This window comes from Pseudomonas koreensis (assembly GCF_012986595.1).
In the GTDB taxonomy this organism is placed as follows: Bacteria; Pseudomonadota; Gammaproteobacteria; order Pseudomonadales; family Pseudomonadaceae; genus Aquipseudomonas; species Aquipseudomonas koreensis.
The window spans coordinates 851,335-866,035 of the sequence record NZ_JAAQYM010000001.1; the positions used below are offsets into that span (position 1 = coordinate 851,335).

Sequence of the window (14,701 nt, forward strand, 5' to 3'; positions counted from 1 at the left end):
GATCCAACGTCTTACCTTGGCCGCTGCGTTTGCAGCGGCCTTTTTTTGCCTGATGAAAAGCAGACGTCCCTTCCCACAGGAAAACTCCGATAAAACCATCGGAAATTTCTCGTTGCATAGCAGTACGCAACCCTGCGCATCAAAAACCGTTCGAAAGTTCATTCAACACAAGAAGCATTGACCTACGGGGTTCTCAGACTTGTGAACTCAGGCTTTGTTGTAGCCTGAAACGACTCATGCATTGCCTGGTGAAGGATCGTATTGCCGACAGCAATGACTTTTTCCATAAGCCGATAACGCCATCACGCACATTCAAAAGGATATGAATATGCAAAACCCACCGAGGCCACCCAACAGGCCAGGTTTTCTGCAGATCGACACGCCGCTCGAAATAAAAGGCGTTGCTCCTGACCATATGCGGCCAGGCCCGCGTACTTCGAATGACAATCGCGCGGGTCCATTTGGTCACGGCGTAAGTGCCTACAACCAGAATCTGCAAACAATCCGCACAACGACTCAAGCGCTGGATCAGGACTTTCAAAACAGACTCGGCCAACTACCGCAGGCCATCGAAGCCGACCTCGCAACCGTCCGATCCGAAGGCGCCACTCATCCACTTCCACCCCTGCAGTCCGTTGTCCGGGAACTTGGCGTGCTGCACACACTGAGCCAACGCAAGGCGAACGAGTTTCACAGCAAGACGCTGGCAGCCCATGAGTTTTATGGCGGCGATCCATTCAATCGGCATGTCAACGCGTTCATGACCAAGGCCACGACCATGGAAAAATGGCCGGGTCCCAATGGCATCGCCATGCAAGCACTGCAAAGATCGCTGCATGCCGCCAACGATGCCCGGTTGGCTGCCCGGTTTCTGCAGTCGCTCCAACAGCGCACGGCCGATCTGCAAAATATCCTGGCGGTGCTGCAAGCTGCTGAACAGTCGCGTTTGGCGGCCGAACGTATCGCCGCCGAACACGCGCAAATTCAGGCACAAGCCAAAGCGCAGGCAGAAGCGCTCGCCCAGCTGCAGGCGCGCGAAAACGCGCGACTGGCAGCACTGGCGCAAGCGCAGCGACAAGCCGCCGAACAAGCACGAATCGCTGCCGAAATAGCCGCCCGGCAAGTGGCGGAAGAACAGACACGGCTTGCAACCCTGGCCGAAGCCGAGCGTCAGGCCGAACTTCTCCGAGCGCAAGCCGAACGACAGGAATACGAGAGAACGGCAACGCCCGAGATCCATAGTGTTTTCCCTGCGTCAGGCACAGCAGCATCGGTCCCGACCTTCGCTGCGGCCTCGACAGTCATTGCGCTCTCACCTGACAAAGTCCTGGCGATACACAGCGCGCTGCGCTCAGCGGTGCAAGTCGTCACGGCAGCCGGCACTGCGGCGCTAGGGTCGGCGCTCGTCGGTTTCGCCGCACTGCTGATGCCGTCACGACTGGGCAATGGCGAACGCTGGGTGATGAGCGTGCCGCTGGCGGAACTGACAACTGAACACCGCTCCTCCCTGAGTGAAATCGCCGACCGTCAGGGCTCCGTGGATCTCCCGCTGGGCCTGGGCTTCAGATCCATCAGCAGCGGCATAGAAGCCTTCGCCATCACCACAGATGGCTTCGATCTTCGCACTGACGTTCCCGTGGTGAATGCCGACTACAACGAGCAAACCGGCCTTTACCAAATCGCCATGCCGGGATCGCCGGGTGACTTCCTGACCTGGACCCCGATAGTCACACCGGGTGACAGTTCCACTGTCCTGCCGACCACCGAAACCCGAACCGCACCTCTAACCGGAGCATCGATCATACCGATCGAGGGGCGCCTGGACCTGCACCCCATCGTGGTGGACGGCTGGGAACGTTTCATCATCGTCTTCCCGGATGATTCGGGGATTGCACCACTGTATGTGGTGTTCAGCAGTCCATATGAGGGGGCCACCGTCCGAGGCAAATACAGTGGCCGCCTGTTCAATCCGGAGCAGGCGGGTGGACCGGTACTTGATCTGGACTGGCGTAAGGCCGTCATCAACCGCGCGGGCATAGATGCGGTAAAGATGCATACCGTCCGTTTAAACCAATCGGACGCAAACGACATCATGATTCAACGTCTGGAAAAAATACTGGGAGGGTACACGGAAGTTACCCATACCGATTTGCGCTACTACACTCATGAAATACGAGAGCTGGAGCGTTATCGGGCATTCGGCTACAGCGACAACATATCACCTCCCGAAGATACCCCTATTTGGAACAACGCTCACACGGCAACACTTGAAGACTACAAACTCGGTAATGAACTGACACTTCTCTATACCGAGGAAGCCATTAATGCAATGAATGCGCAAGACCAGAGAGAGTACGAACAAGACATGAGGAGCTTCGGCCAATGAATACTGTCGAAAAGATCATCAAAAATGAACCCGTTGCCGATGCTTTATCCCTCTTCGCTCTGATATGGCCGGCAATGCGCATTGACAGTATGTATGGGCGATATCGCCACGAAGTAATATCGGAGGGTGTTCTGATAGACACTTACACTTCATTATTCAAAGACGGGATATTGTCCAGCGACGAAAACGGGAAAACCGTTAAAGGTCCAAATTGGACTGCACCGCCATTCATGATAGAAAAACGCTACGAGTAAACATCAAAAAGCCACCCGACTGTTATCTGGACGTCGGGTGGCCATCAGGTCTTATAACGAATACTTCTGCAAATTCCCCATCATCTCCTTCAACGCCTCAATATTGTCCTTCGGATGCGCCGCGCCCTCGAAGTCGCAGATTTGCTGCCAGTGTGCGGCGACATCTTCCGGAGAGAAGCCGCTGCGCGGATCGAAGCCGGCGCCGAGGCTGCGTTCCCAACGCACCTTGCCCATCCAGCCGCCACCGACCTCGAACAAACCAGAGGTTTCCTCGCACTGTGCGCTGGCCAGGTACACCACCAACGGGCTGACCAGTTCTGGCTTGAGCTGTTCGAACACCTGCGGCGGGATCAGCCCTTCGGTCATGCGCGTGCCGCCCGTCGGGGCGATGGCGTTGACCAGAATGTTGTTCTTGCGCCCCTCAATGGCGAGGGTACGGGTCAAACCGTAGAGGCCGAGTTTGGCCATGCCGTAGTTGGACTGGCCGAAGTTGCCGTAGATGCCCGAGGTCGAGGCGGTGAAGATCACCCGGCCGTAGTTTTGCTCGCGCAGGTGCGGCCACGCGGCGCGGGTGACTTTGTAGGCGCCTTCGACGTGGACGCGATAGACCAGATCCCAGTCGGCGTCATCCATCTTGTGGAAGGTCTTGTCGCGCAGAATCCCGGCGTTGTTCACCACCACGTCGACCCGGCCGAACGCATCCAGTGCGTTCTGCACCAGTTTGTCGCCGTTGGTGACCGAGTCGTGGTTGGCCTCGGCGATCCCGCCGGCCTCGCGAATTTCTGCCACCACGCGATCAGCGGCGGAGGCATTGGCGCCCTCGCCCTGGGTCGAACCGCCGAGGTCGTTGACCAGCACTCTGGCGCCGTGCCGGGCGAACAGCAACGCGTGCGCCCGGCCCAAGCCACCACCAGCTCCGGTGACGATCACGACTTTATCTTCGAAACGTACGGACTCATTCATCGGGACAACTCCAGCAGGCCGAGGGACAGTGACCCGAGTGTCAGGCACGGGGCTTTCGGTCACAACGAACACGGTTGGGGCTGAATGGTGGGCGATAAGGCTGGGGGATGATGAATGCCACTTTTTAGCGTGGCGAGGGAACGTGCGCCCTCGCCACAAATGATTCGATAAAGCTCAAACCTCAGGAGCACGCCACTTTGCGCGGCGGCAGCGCCAGGCGATCCCGAAATGCCAGGTAATGCTTGAGCACCTGCACCGGTGCTTCGATCTGCGGATAGTGGCCGATGCCCGGCAACAGCACGGTGTCCGCGTCAGCAATCAACTGCCGGTAACGCTCGACCATGTGCGCGCCGGAGATCGGATCGACTTCGCCGTCGATCACCCGCAGCGGCACTTCATCGCGCTGCATGGCCGCCACCCAGCGGTCGCGCTGCACCCGGCGTTCGGGGATGTAGCCGATCAGTTTGTGCATGATGCGCGGACCGCGATGGGTCTCGATCAGGCTCCAGAAATCATCCAGCTCGCTTTCGGACGGGCCGGTCTGCGGGCCGAAAATGTGCCGAAAACTTTTCACCAGACCGTCGCGGTTGAACGCTCGGCCAATCATCCAGCCCAAGGGGCTGAGCAGCAGTTTCTGCATCAGCACCGGACGATGGGTTTCCGGGAACAGCCCGCCGTTGAGGAACACGCAACTGGCGACTTCAATGCGCTGTTCGTAATGCCGGGCGAGCAGTTCCTGGGCAACGCTGTCGCCGTAATCGTGGGCCAGTACATGGATCGGCTGCTCGACCTGAAGATCTGCCAGCAGCGCTTGCTGCAAGTCGGCCTGTTCCAGCAGGCTGTAGCTGTGATTCAACGGTTTGGCCGAATCACCGAAACCGAGCATGTCACAGGCGATCACCCGATAACGCTGGGCCAGGGGTTGCCACAGGTAATGCCAGTCCCAACTGGCGGTCGGAAAGCCGTGGATCAGCAGCAGCGGCTCGCCCTGCCCTGCCGTCCAGTAGCGGATCGAGTGGCCGCGAAAGACAAACGTCCGGCTGTGCTTGCGCCAGACACACAGTGGAATCTCGGCAAGAGGCATTAGAGTTTATATCCGGGGTCTTGTTTATCGAGTTTGCGCAGCAACGCCGGCCAGGCCAACGCGCCACCCATGCCTTGAGCACTCTTGGTGACGCCGGCGATCATCGCTTTGGCGCCCGCCAGAATCTGCGGTTCGATGGCAATCAGTTCGGCACCGCCGGTCTGCGCCATGACCTGAATGTCGCAGGCGCGCTGGAAGGTGAACATCATCAGAAAGGTGTCGGCGATGGTGCCGCCGCAGGTCAGCAACCCGTGGTTGTGCAGCATCAGGAAATTGTTCTCGCCCAGATCAGCCTGCAAGCGCGCCTTTTCTTCGTGATTCAGCGCCACGCCTTCATAGCCGTGATAAGCCAGGCTCGACAGCACAAATAACGACTGCTGACTGATCGGCAAAATCCCCTGCTTTTGCGCCGACACCGCCACGCCGGACGCGGTGTGGGTGTGCAGTACACAAACCACATCGTGCCGCACTTCGTGCACGGCGCTGTGGATGGTGTAACCGGCGGGATTGATGTCGTAAGGGCTGTCCATGAGCTTGTTGCCGGCCTGATCGACTTTGACCAGGCTCGACGCAGTGATCTCATGGAACATCAAGCCGAACGGATTGATCAGGAAATCTTCGGTGCCCGGCACCTTGGCGGAAATGTGGGTGAAGATCAGGTCGTCCCAGCCATGCAGCGCGACCAGGCGATAACAGGCGGCGAGATCGACCCGGGTCTGCCACTCCGCGGCACTGACCTGGTCTTTGACATTAAGGGACGATTGGACGGGGGCTACGCTCACTGTATGCACCTCTGTTCTTGTTGTCTGGCACGTGTCAGCAGTCTAGTCAGCTCCTGGGGCTCACGTAGTTGCATTGCCAGCCAGCTTGATGACTGAGCGGGTCAGCAATGCAGACAGCTTGGATCCATGTCAAAGCAGCGACGCCAATAAAGGTGCGGCGAACAGATTGAGCAACCCGGTCAGGACCATCACCAGCCCCGCCACCGAACCCTCTTCACCGCCCACTTCATGAGCCCGACTGACACCGGCACCGTGCGCGCCGACACCGAACAACGCACCGCGTGCCAGGGCACTGCGCAGCGGCAACCACTTGAGCAATACCCCGCCGAGCATCGCGCCAAAGACCCCGGTGAACATCACGAACACCGCGGTCAGTTCCGGCACGCCGCCGAGGTCCTGCGCCAGCGGCATGGCGAACGGCGTGGTGATCGAACGCGGCACCAGCGACATCGTCACCGAGCTGTCCAGCGCCAAGGCCTTTGCCAATCCGAACGAGGTTGCGATCGAAGCGCTGCTGCCGGCCAGCATCCCAAGCAGCAACGCCGACCAATGCTGCATCAGCAGACGCCGCTGCTGCCAGATCGGCACGGCGAAGGCGACCGTGACCGGGCCGAGCACCAGCATCAGCCAGTGGGTGTTGCTGGCATATTCGGCATATGCCGTGTGCAGCGGCACCGCGAGCGCCAGCAGCAGCGCCGGCACCAGAATCAGCGGCGACAACAAGTAACGTCCGGTGCGTCGATAGATCCAGCGACTGAACAGGTATGCCACCAGGGTGAAGGCCAGCCAGAACATCGGCATCAGTTCAAGCTTCATGGGAACGCCTCATCCGCACGGCCAGTTCCACGGTGAACGCGGTCACCAGCATCACCATCAGGGTGCTGGCGCCGATCACCAGCAGGATCCGCCAGCCGTCATGACGCAACAGCGCGCCGTAATCGAGCAGGCTCATCAACGCCGGAATGAAGAACAGCAGCATCTCGGCCATCAACAGTCCCGCGCCCAATTGCAGTGCCGCCGGTTTGACCCAGCCGAAGGCGAATGCCAGCAGCAACAAAGCCATGCCGATCACTCCACCGGGAATCGGCCAGGCCAGCCATGCGCCGAGTTGGCAGCCGAGCAGGTAGAGGCCGAGCAGTACGGCCAATTCGGCCAACAGACGGGCAAGATGCTTGAAGAGGGTGGGTTTCATGGTTTTGGCTCCTGACAGGCGCTTATTTTACGAAGCCGACTGCCATCCCCGAAGCGAATTGTTAGACTCAAAGCTATTCCAAAACGGAATCAGGCCATGGAATTCAAACAACTGCGCAGTTTTGTCGAAGTGATGCATCAAGGCGGCTTTACCCAAGCGGCGAAAACCCTGCACATCAGCCAGTCGGCGGTGAGCAAACAGGTCGCGCAACTCGAGCAAAGCCTTGGCACGCCGCTGCTTGAGCGGCTGGGTTCGCAACTGCGCCTGACTGCCGCCGGCAGCGTGGTGCTGCAGCGGGCCGAAGGCATGTTGCGCCTGCGCAATGAATTGCTCATGGAGCTGGATGATCTGAGCCAACTGGCGCGCGGCGAATTACGCCTCGGTCTGCCGCTGCTGGGGAGTGATGCGTTGTTCGCCGGATTGTTCGCCGAGTACCGGCGGCGCTATCCGAACATCAGCATTCAGTTGCTCGAGGGCGGCAGTCGCAACGTCGAGCAAGCGGTGCTCAGTGGCGAACTGGAGTTGGGCGGCAGCCTGCTGCCGAAAGACCCGCAGTTCGACTTCCAACCGTTCTGCGATGAGAAACTCGATGCGTTGCTGCCGGTGGATCATCCGTTGGCGGCACGCGGCGAGATTGGTCTGGAAGAATTGGCCGAGACACCGTTCCTGCTCTATCAGCGCAGCTTCGTGCTCAACGATCGGTTGTTGCAAGCCTGCCAGCAACTGGGCTTCACCCCCAAGGAAGGCGGGCGCAGCGGCCAGGCGGATTTTCTCGTGGCACTGGTGGCCGCCGGGCAAGGCGTGGTGCTGCTGCCCAGCGTGGTCGCCCGGGCGCTGGAGCGTCCGGGCGTGGTGCGCCTGACCTTGCGCGCGCCGGATTATCTGCGCTGGGACATCGCGTTCATCTGGCGGCAGGGCGCCTATCTGTCGAAAGCCGCCCAGGCCTGGCTGGCATTGCTGCGCGAGCGCGCGGTCAGCCCTTGAGGGTGGCGATCAATTGCGCCAGCCAAGGCTCGGCGTCGGTTTCCGGTGTCACGCTTTCGCTGGCGTCCAGACGCAGCATTTCCTGCACTTCACGCACGCCGAGCTCGGCGAACAACTCACGCATCAGCTCGCCGCCACCGCAGAACGTATCGCCATAACTGGCATCGCCCAGACCGATCACCGCGCCCGGCAAGCCGCGCCAAGCCGCTGGCAATTGATCGCGGATCGTCGAATACAGCGGCGTGAGGTTATCCGGCAACTCGCCCATGCCGGTGGTCGAGGTCACCGCAAGCAGCGCTTCAGGGCCAAAAGACAGCAGCTCCGCCAGGCTGGCGCGCGGACTGTAGAAGGTTTCAAAACCGGCGGTGTTCAACAGGTTCTGAGCATGGCGAGCGACTTCTTCGGCGGTGCCGTACACCGAACCGGAGAGAATGGCGACTTTCATCAAACGGATCCTGCAACGAAAAAAGAGCGGCGATAGTACCAGTCCGAACGGAGAAGTTGCGATTGGCTCTCAATGCACAGTGCAGGCCTATAGACAGCGTCCAATGATCTTCTAGAATGCCACCACCGACAGTGCTGAAAGGTTTCATACGTGATCAACGCCAGCCTCCTGAAGATGATGATCAACGCCTCGAACGATGGCATCGTGATAGCCGAGAGAGAAGGCGAACAGGACAATATTCTGATTTATGTCAACGCGGCCTTCGAGCGCATGACCGGCTACTCCAGTGAAGAAGTGCTCTATCAGGACTGCCGTTTCCTGCAGGCGGGAGACCGTGACCAGCCGAGTCTGGCGCGAATTCGCGAGGCCCTGCGCAACAATGCTTCGTGCAGGGAAATCATGCGCAACTACCGCAAGGACGGCACGCCGTTCTGGAATGAACTGTCGCTGTCGACGGTGACAAACGCCGATGACGGCCTGACGTACTTCATCGGTGTGCAGAAGGACGTGACCGCTCAGGTCAAGGCACAGCAGCGCGTGGTGCAACTGGAAAGCGAGGTCGCCGCCCTGCAAGCCGAACTCGCAGCCCTCAAAGCGACGAACGGCGAAAACAAAAATGCGAACTAAGTGTCAGTAACTACAATCACCAATGACTTTGTAACTATATTTTTCGAGCCAGATCATGCAACGCGACGCCCTCCTGACCCAGGACGAGCTGGATTTCATCCAGACCATGCAGCACAACCCGCAACTCAATGTGCGGGATGCGACGTCGAGCCTGTTGGTCAATGGTGGTTCGCAGATCCGTGATTTGCTCACGCGCCTGGCCGCTCACGAACAAGTGACGATCCAGGCCAACTTCGAAAATCAACAAATGACCTTTCCGTTGCATCTGGTGGAAGACGAATTCCACGCGTTGCACCTGCGACTGGGCGTGCCGAGCATTTACGAAGACGGGCCGATGATTCGTCCCTGGCGACTGACGCTGGAAGAGCCGGTGGCGCTGGAAAATGCCAAGGGTCAGCCTGGCACGATGTGGGTGCACGAGGTGTCGCACAAAGGCGTGCTGCTGGAAATGCGCAACAAGACCAAGCCACCCAAGCATTTCGCCTTGTGGTTCAGCCCTTCAGGTTATGAGCGCATTTCCCTGCGCGGCAATTTCGAGCGTGAAACCGAACACGGTTTCTACGCCTACGAACTGAGCCAGACCGATCCCGATGAAACCGAACGCCTGCGCCAGTTCATCCTGCAACAACACCGCCTGACCCACCCTGCCCTGCACACCTGAGTATCAGGTACCGAGTTTGCCCGCGAGAAATTGCGTCAGGCGCTGCTGCAGCGTCGCCCCTTCGTTGCCCAGGCAACCGATTGACGAACCGGCCAGCGTGTCTTGCGCCAGATCCGCTGCATCCCCGGCCAGCAACACCTGACAATCGAGGCTCAGCGCCAGTCGATTCAGACGACGCGGCAGTTCCGGCGTCGGTGCATGATTGGAAAACAGCACCAGTGCCTGGGGTTTGATCTTTTCGCAGACCAGGGTGAGTTCATCGAATGGCTGGCCCGTGGTCAGCACGCGCACACCGATGTCACTGCCACTGAGAAATAGCGCAGCCACCAGCAACTCCAGCTCACGGCACTGGCCGGCCAAGGCGCTGACGATGATTTTGCGCGGCTGCGGCTTGCGCAACACCATGATCCGCCCCAGCACCCGGGTGCGCAGGAAGCCATCGAGAAACAGCCATTCGCTGGTTTGCCCGAAGGCGTCGCGATGCTGCAGCTGACGCCGCCACAGCGGCAACAGAATGTCCTGGAACACCACCGGCAACGGGTACGAAGCAAAGATCTGCGAGTAGACGCGGTCCAGTTCCACATCGTCGAAAGCGCTGACCGCGCGCTGCACCTGGTCCTGCCACTGCTGATAATCAGCCGCCACCAAGTCATCGGAAATGATGTGCGCCAGCGATTTCAACGGCTCGGTTCGAGCGAGGATCTTGCTGATCTTGCTGACCGCCACGCCGCGGTCGATCCATTCGATAATGCTGCGCACGCGCTCAATATCGGTCATCGAGTACAGGCGATGCCCACTTTCGGTGCGTACCGGTTCGATCAATCCGTAGCGGCGCTCCCATGCGCGCAGCGTGACCGGATTGACGCCGGTGAGCCGAGACACCTCACGAATGGGAAACAGTTCTTCACGCTCCAGTGCGACAGATGCCTGCGAAGCAGGTTTGATGTCCGTGATGACAGGCATGGTGTAGTGAGTCCGCTGGAATTAATTGGATCCCATTCTACATCCGATGCCCTCTATCGGCTCAAGCATGAACTACGACGAAAGTCGCTGAAACGGTAATCAAATTCAGGAATAATCCTTGCTTGTTGAAAAACGCAGGCCTCTACCCACGGCTCTGCGTCTGGCGAATCTCCTACCCGGAGTGCCGCTCTCGGAATACGGAGATACATAATGTCTACTTCCCCCGTCACATTGATGGTCGCACGTCGTGTTGCTGCAGGTCGCTTTCAGGACATGATTGCCTGGTTGCGCGAAGGCGAACAGCTGGCCACCGACTTTCCCGGTTATCTCGGCTCTGGCGTGCTCGCTCCGCCGCCCGGTGATAACGAATTCCAGATCATTTTCCGCTTCGGCGACGAGCAGACCCTGCATGCCTGGGAATACTCGGCCTCGCGCACGGCCTGGCTGGCGCGTGGCAGCGACCTGTTCGAACATCCCAAGGAACATCGGGTCAGTGGCATCGAAGGCTGGTTCGGTGCCGCAGGACAACGACCACCGCGCTGGAAACAGGCCGTAGCGATCTGGCTGGCGTTCTTCCCGGTGTCATTGCTGTTCAATTTTGTCCTCGGGCCTTTGCTCGCCGAAATGAGCCTGCTGCCACGGGTGTTGATCAGCACGGCGTGCCTGACACCGCTGATGGTCTACTTCTTTATCCCGCTGTCGACGCGGTTGCTGGCCAACTGGTTGAACAGCACGCCGACGCGTCCTTTGCCTGTGACACCTTCTGCACAAAATCGCTGAAAGACCGCAGCCTCATTGCGCCACAGCTCCGACAGGATCGATGCGTCCCTGTAGGAGCTGCCGAAGGCTGCGATCTTTTCGGCAGCGCCGCTGTTATAGTTTTTACTCTAACCGCGACGCGAGCCCTTCATGAGCACTTCCTCCGCCCCGATCCTCATCACCGGCGCCGGCCAGCGGGTCGGTCTGCACTGCGCGCGACGCCTGCTCGAAGACGGCCATCGCGTCATCTTCAGCTACCGCAGCGAACGTCCGGGCGTACAAGCCCTGCGTGATCTGGGCGCGGTCGGGGTGTATGCGGACTTTTCCAGCGAAAGCACGATTCTCGCCTTTATCGAAGCATTGAAAAGCCACACCGACCGCCTGCGCGCCATCGTCCACAACGCCTCCGAATGGCTGGCGGAAACCCCGGACAACGACGCCGACGCGTTCGTGCGCATGATCAACGTGCACATGCTCGCGCCGTACCTGATCAACCTGCACTGCGCCGAGCTGCTCAAGCGCTCGACCCCGGCGGACATCATTCACATCAGCGACGACGTCACCCGCAAGGGCAGCAGCAAGCACATCGGCTATTGCGCCAGCAAGGCCGGGCTCGACAGCCTGACCCTGTCGTTCGCTGCGCGTTACGCGCCGGTGATCAAGGTCAACGGCATCGCGCCAGCCCTGCTATTGTTCAATCCCGACGACGACGCGGCGTACCGCGCCAAGGCTTTGGCCAAATCTGCGCTGGGCATCGAGCCCGGCAGCGAAGTGATCTACCAGAGCCTGCGCTATCTGCTCGACAACCCCTATGTCACCGGCACGACCCTGACCGTCAACGGCGGACGGCACGTCAAATAAGCTGCTGCGCGAGGATCGCCCATGAGCCGTACCCTGCCCGAGAATTACCGCGAGATCCTCATCGGCCTGGGTGAAGACCCTGACCGCGAAGGCCTGCTCGACACCCCGGTGCGCGCGGCCAAAGCCATGCAATACCTGTGTCACGGCTACGAACAGCGTGTGGATGAGATCGTCAACGGCGCACTGTTCGCCTCCGACAGCGACGAGATGATCATCGTCGCCAACATCGAGCTGTACTCGTTGTGCGAACATCACCTGCTGCCCTTCATCGGCAAGGCCCATGTGGCTTATATTCCGACGGGCAAGGTGCTGGGGCTGTCGAAGATTGCGCGGCTGGTGGACATGTTCGCCCGGCGCCTGCAGATTCAGGAAAACCTCACCCGGCAGATTGCCGATGCGGTGCAGCAAGTCACCGATGCCGCCGGCGTCGCGGTGGTCATTGAGGCCCGACACATGTGCATGATGATGCGCGGTGTCGAAAAACAGAATTCGACCATGAACACCTCGGTCATGCTCGGCGCCTTTCGCGACTCGAGCAACACCCGTCAGGAGTTCCTGCAATTGATTGGACGGAGCAAGTAAATGTCACAACTTCAACCGGGAATGGCGCGCATCCGGGTCAAGGATCTGCGCTTGCGCACCTTTATCGGAATCAACGAGGACGAGATCCTCAACAAACAGGATGTGCTGATCAACCTGACCATCCTGTATGCCGCGCAGGAAGCGGTGCGCGACAATGACATCGATCACGCGCTGAACTACCGCACCATCACCAAGGCGATCATCGCCCACGTCGAGGGTAACCGTTTTGCGCTGCTCGAACGCCTGACCCAGGAGTTGCTGGATCTGGTGATGAGCAATAGCGCCGTGCTGTATGCCGAAGTCGAAGTCGACAAGCCGCATGCGCTGCGGTTTGCCGAATCGGTGTCAATCACCCTCGCCGCCAGCCGCTGAGCGTGTCTGGCGCATTGCTCGCCAGACTTTTATCATCCGCGCCACGAATAGACTGCACAGAGCCCATCATGACCGAGCAACAACGCCTCGAACTCGAAGCCGCCGCCTTCCGCCGGCTGGTCGCCCATCTGGACAGCCGCAAGGACGTGCAGAACATCGACCTGATGAACCTTGCCGGGTTCTGCCGCAACTGCCTGTCCAAGTGGTACAAGGCCGCCGCCGATGACCGTCAGATCGAGGTCAGCCTCGACGACGCCCGTGAAGTGGTGTACGGCATGCCTTACGCCGAGTGGAAAGCCCAATACCAGCAAGAAGCCAGCGCCGAACAACAGGCGGCGTTCGCCAAAGGAAAACCCAATGAGTGATTTGAACACCCTGCGCGTCAGCCTCAAGAGCGGCGAACATCTTTTCGCCGACACCCTGGCCTTCATCGCCGCCGGTTACGACTACCAGCCTCAGGCGTTCAACAACGGTGGCGTGGAAAACGCTGCCGGGCAAAACGAAGGTTCGTGCAAGACATTGGGTCTGGCACTGCTGGAAGGCTTGAGCGATGAAGAGGCGCTGCTGGCGTTCGGCGAGCATTACCGTTCGGTGGTGGCGACGCCTGAGGGCAGCGACCACGGCAATATTCGTGCGCTGATCAAGCATGGTCTGGACGGTGTAAAGTTCGAAGCACAGCCGCTGACCCGCCGCTGATTCAAGATCAAAAGATCGCAGCCTCCGGCAGCTCCTACACCGATCTCCGTAGGAGCTGCCGGAGGCTGCAATCTTTTGATTCTCATAAAAAAACCGGCCGAGGCCGGTTTTTTTGTGTCTGCGATTTAGAACGAAGCGTTCTGCAGACCGTCCAGGTAACGCTCGGTGTCCAGTGCCGCCATGCAGCCGGCGCCGGCCGAGGTGATGGCCTGACGGTAAACGTGGTCAGCCACGTCACCGGCGGCGAAAATGCCTTCGACGCTGGTTGCCGTCGCGTTGCCGTCACGGCCGCCCTGCACCACCAGATAACCGTCTTTCAGGGTCAACTGGCCTTCGAACAGCGAAGTGTTCGGGGTGTGGCCGATGGCGATGAACACGCCGTCGACTTTGATTTCGTCGAAGCTGCCGTCGTTGTTCTTCAGGCGCGCACCGGTCACGCCCATGTTGTCGCCCAACACTTCGTCGAGGTTGGCGTTCAACTTGAGGATGATCTTGCCTTCGGCCACACGGGCGTTGAGCTTGTCGATCAGGATCTTCTCGGCGCGGAAGGTTTCGCGACGGTGGATCAGGGTCACGGTGCTGGCGATGTTGGCCAGGTACAGCGCTTCTTCAACCGCGGTGTTACCGCCACCAACCACAGCCACTGGCTTGTTGCGGTAGAAGAAACCGTCGCAGGTCGCGCAGGCGGAAACGCCTTTGCCCATGAACGCTTCTTCCGACGGCAGGCCCAGGTAGCGAGCGCTGGCACCGGTTGCAATGATCAGCGCGTCGCAGGTGTAGGTCGCGCTGTCGCCGGTCAGGGTGTACGGCTTGGCGGCGAAGTCCACAGCGTTGATGTGATCGAAAACGATCTCGGTTTCAAAACGCTCGGCGTGCTCGCGCATCCGCTCCATCAGTGCCGGACCGGTCAGACCGTGCACGTCGCCCGGCCAGTTGTCGACTTCGGTGGTGGTGGTCAGTTGACCGCCGGCCTGCATGCCGGTGATCAGCAGCGGCTTGAGGTTGGCACGGGCGGCGTAGACCGCAGCGCTGTAACCGGCAGGGCCGGAACCGAGAATAATCACTCGCGAATGACGGACTTCAGACATGA

19 protein-coding genes are annotated in these 14,701 nt (G+C 59.7%); 11 read left to right on the forward strand and 8 right to left on the reverse strand.

Translation table 11 applies throughout. From position 1 onward, the window contains the following. Positions 1-328: 328 nt before the first annotated feature. Positions 329-2,386 carry an S-type pyocin domain-containing protein gene (locus HBN98_RS04045; RefSeq protein ID WP_162276291.1) on the forward strand — a complete coding sequence of 686 codons (2,058 nt, stop codon included), beginning with the start codon at positions 329-331 and terminating at the stop codon, positions 2,384-2,386. Beyond that, on the forward strand, positions 2,383-2,640 hold the full coding sequence (locus HBN98_RS04050) for a hypothetical protein (protein WP_064586022.1): 258 nt from the start codon (positions 2,383-2,385) through the stop codon (positions 2,638-2,640). The genes HBN98_RS04045 and HBN98_RS04050 overlap by 4 nt, the downstream gene beginning before the upstream one ends. A gap of 51 nt (positions 2,641-2,691) precedes the next feature. On the opposite strand, the gene HBN98_RS04055 is transcribed toward HBN98_RS04050, so the two are convergent. The 5 genes from HBN98_RS04055 to HBN98_RS04075 form a co-directional block, all read right to left on the reverse strand. Further along, positions 2,692-3,603 carry an SDR family oxidoreductase gene (locus HBN98_RS04055; RefSeq protein ID WP_083366984.1) on the reverse strand — a complete coding sequence of 304 codons (912 nt, stop codon included), beginning with the start codon at positions 3,601-3,603 and terminating at the stop codon, positions 2,692-2,694. A 181-nt stretch (positions 3,604-3,784) separates the two neighbouring features. After that, the gene (locus tag HBN98_RS04060) at positions 3,785-4,687 is read right to left on the reverse strand and encodes an alpha/beta fold hydrolase (RefSeq protein ID WP_083366985.1); all 903 of its coding nucleotides are present in this window, start codon (positions 4,685-4,687) and stop codon (positions 3,785-3,787) included. Next, positions 4,687-5,469 carry a class II aldolase/adducin family protein gene (locus HBN98_RS04065; protein ID WP_064586020.1) on the reverse strand — a complete coding sequence of 261 codons (783 nt, stop codon included), beginning with the start codon at positions 5,467-5,469 and terminating at the stop codon, positions 4,687-4,689. The genes HBN98_RS04060 and HBN98_RS04065 overlap by 1 nt, the downstream gene beginning before the upstream one ends. Before the next feature lie 129 nt (positions 5,470-5,598). Then, entirely contained in the window at positions 5,599-6,285 is a 687-nt protein-coding gene (locus HBN98_RS04070; RefSeq protein ID WP_064586019.1) for an LrgB family protein, read from the reverse strand. Then, a complete protein-coding gene (locus HBN98_RS04075; protein WP_083366986.1) occupies positions 6,275-6,661 on the reverse strand; it encodes a CidA/LrgA family protein in 387 nt (128 codons plus the stop codon). The genes HBN98_RS04070 and HBN98_RS04075 overlap by 11 nt, the downstream gene beginning before the upstream one ends. 96 nt (positions 6,662-6,757) lie before the next feature. On the opposite strand from HBN98_RS04075, the gene HBN98_RS04080 reads away from it, so the two are divergent. Continuing rightward, a complete protein-coding gene (locus HBN98_RS04080; RefSeq protein WP_083366987.1) occupies positions 6,758-7,645 on the forward strand; it encodes a LysR family transcriptional regulator in 888 nt (295 codons plus the stop codon). Here the strand turns inward: HBN98_RS04080 and HBN98_RS04085 are convergent. Next, positions 7,635-8,090, reverse strand: coding sequence for a flavodoxin (locus HBN98_RS04085; RefSeq protein WP_064586016.1), 456 nt, complete (start codon positions 8,088-8,090; stop codon positions 7,635-7,637). The two genes, HBN98_RS04080 and HBN98_RS04085, sit on opposite strands and share 11 nt — an antisense overlap. 150 nt (positions 8,091-8,240) lie before the next feature. On the opposite strand from HBN98_RS04085, the gene HBN98_RS04090 reads away from it, so the two are divergent. Together HBN98_RS04090 and HBN98_RS04095 are read left to right on the forward strand one after the other, a co-directional pair. Further along, a complete protein-coding gene (locus HBN98_RS04090; protein WP_083366988.1) occupies positions 8,241-8,717 on the forward strand; it encodes a PAS domain-containing protein in 477 nt (158 codons plus the stop codon). A 55-nt stretch (positions 8,718-8,772) separates the two neighbouring features. Further along, the gene (locus HBN98_RS04095) at positions 8,773-9,378 is read left to right on the forward strand and encodes a hypothetical protein (RefSeq protein WP_064586014.1); all 606 of its coding nucleotides are present in this window, start codon (positions 8,773-8,775) and stop codon (positions 9,376-9,378) included. Positions 9,379-9,381: 3 nt separating this feature from the next. Here the strand turns inward: HBN98_RS04095 and HBN98_RS04100 are convergent, their stop codons facing one another. Continuing rightward, positions 9,382-10,341, reverse strand: a complete 960-nt coding sequence (locus HBN98_RS04100; RefSeq protein WP_083366989.1) for a MerR family transcriptional regulator — start codon at positions 10,339-10,341, stop codon at positions 9,382-9,384. A gap of 210 nt (positions 10,342-10,551) precedes the next feature. Here HBN98_RS04100 and HBN98_RS04105 point away from each other — a divergent pair, with 210 nt between their 5' ends. The 6 genes from HBN98_RS04105 to HBN98_RS04130 all read left to right on the forward strand — a co-directional run bounded on the left by HBN98_RS04105 (position 10,552) and on the right by HBN98_RS04130 (position 13,611). Next, positions 10,552-11,121, forward strand: coding sequence for a putative antibiotic biosynthesis monooxygenase (locus tag HBN98_RS04105; RefSeq protein ID WP_064586012.1), 570 nt, complete (start codon positions 10,552-10,554; stop codon positions 11,119-11,121). A gap of 129 nt (positions 11,122-11,250) precedes the next feature. Further along, a complete protein-coding gene (gene folM / locus HBN98_RS04110) occupies positions 11,251-11,961 on the forward strand; it encodes a dihydromonapterin reductase (protein WP_083366990.1) in 711 nt (236 codons plus the stop codon). 21 nt (positions 11,962-11,982) lie between these two features. Continuing rightward, complete coding sequence (gene folE / locus HBN98_RS04115) at positions 11,983-12,543, forward strand: GTP cyclohydrolase I FolE (protein ID WP_083366991.1); 561 nt, start codon at positions 11,983-11,985, stop codon at positions 12,541-12,543. Next, entirely contained in the window at positions 12,544-12,915 is a 372-nt protein-coding gene (gene folX, locus HBN98_RS04120) for a dihydroneopterin triphosphate 2'-epimerase (RefSeq protein ID WP_064586009.1), read from the forward strand. 68 nt (positions 12,916-12,983) lie between these two features. Next, positions 12,984-13,280: a DUF1244 domain-containing protein gene (locus HBN98_RS04125; protein ID WP_007968038.1), complete on the forward strand. Its 297-nt coding sequence runs from the start codon at positions 12,984-12,986 to the stop codon at positions 13,278-13,280. Continuing rightward, a complete protein-coding gene (locus HBN98_RS04130) occupies positions 13,273-13,611 on the forward strand; it encodes a HopJ type III effector protein (protein WP_083366992.1) in 339 nt (112 codons plus the stop codon). Before HBN98_RS04125 ends, HBN98_RS04130 begins: the two co-directional genes overlap by 8 nt. Before the next feature lie 125 nt (positions 13,612-13,736). On the opposite strand, the gene trxB is transcribed toward HBN98_RS04130, so the two are convergent. Then, complete coding sequence (trxB, locus tag HBN98_RS04135; protein WP_003221727.1) at positions 13,737-14,699, reverse strand: thioredoxin-disulfide reductase; 963 nt, start codon at positions 14,697-14,699, stop codon at positions 13,737-13,739. Positions 14,700-14,701 lie beyond the last annotated feature (2 nt).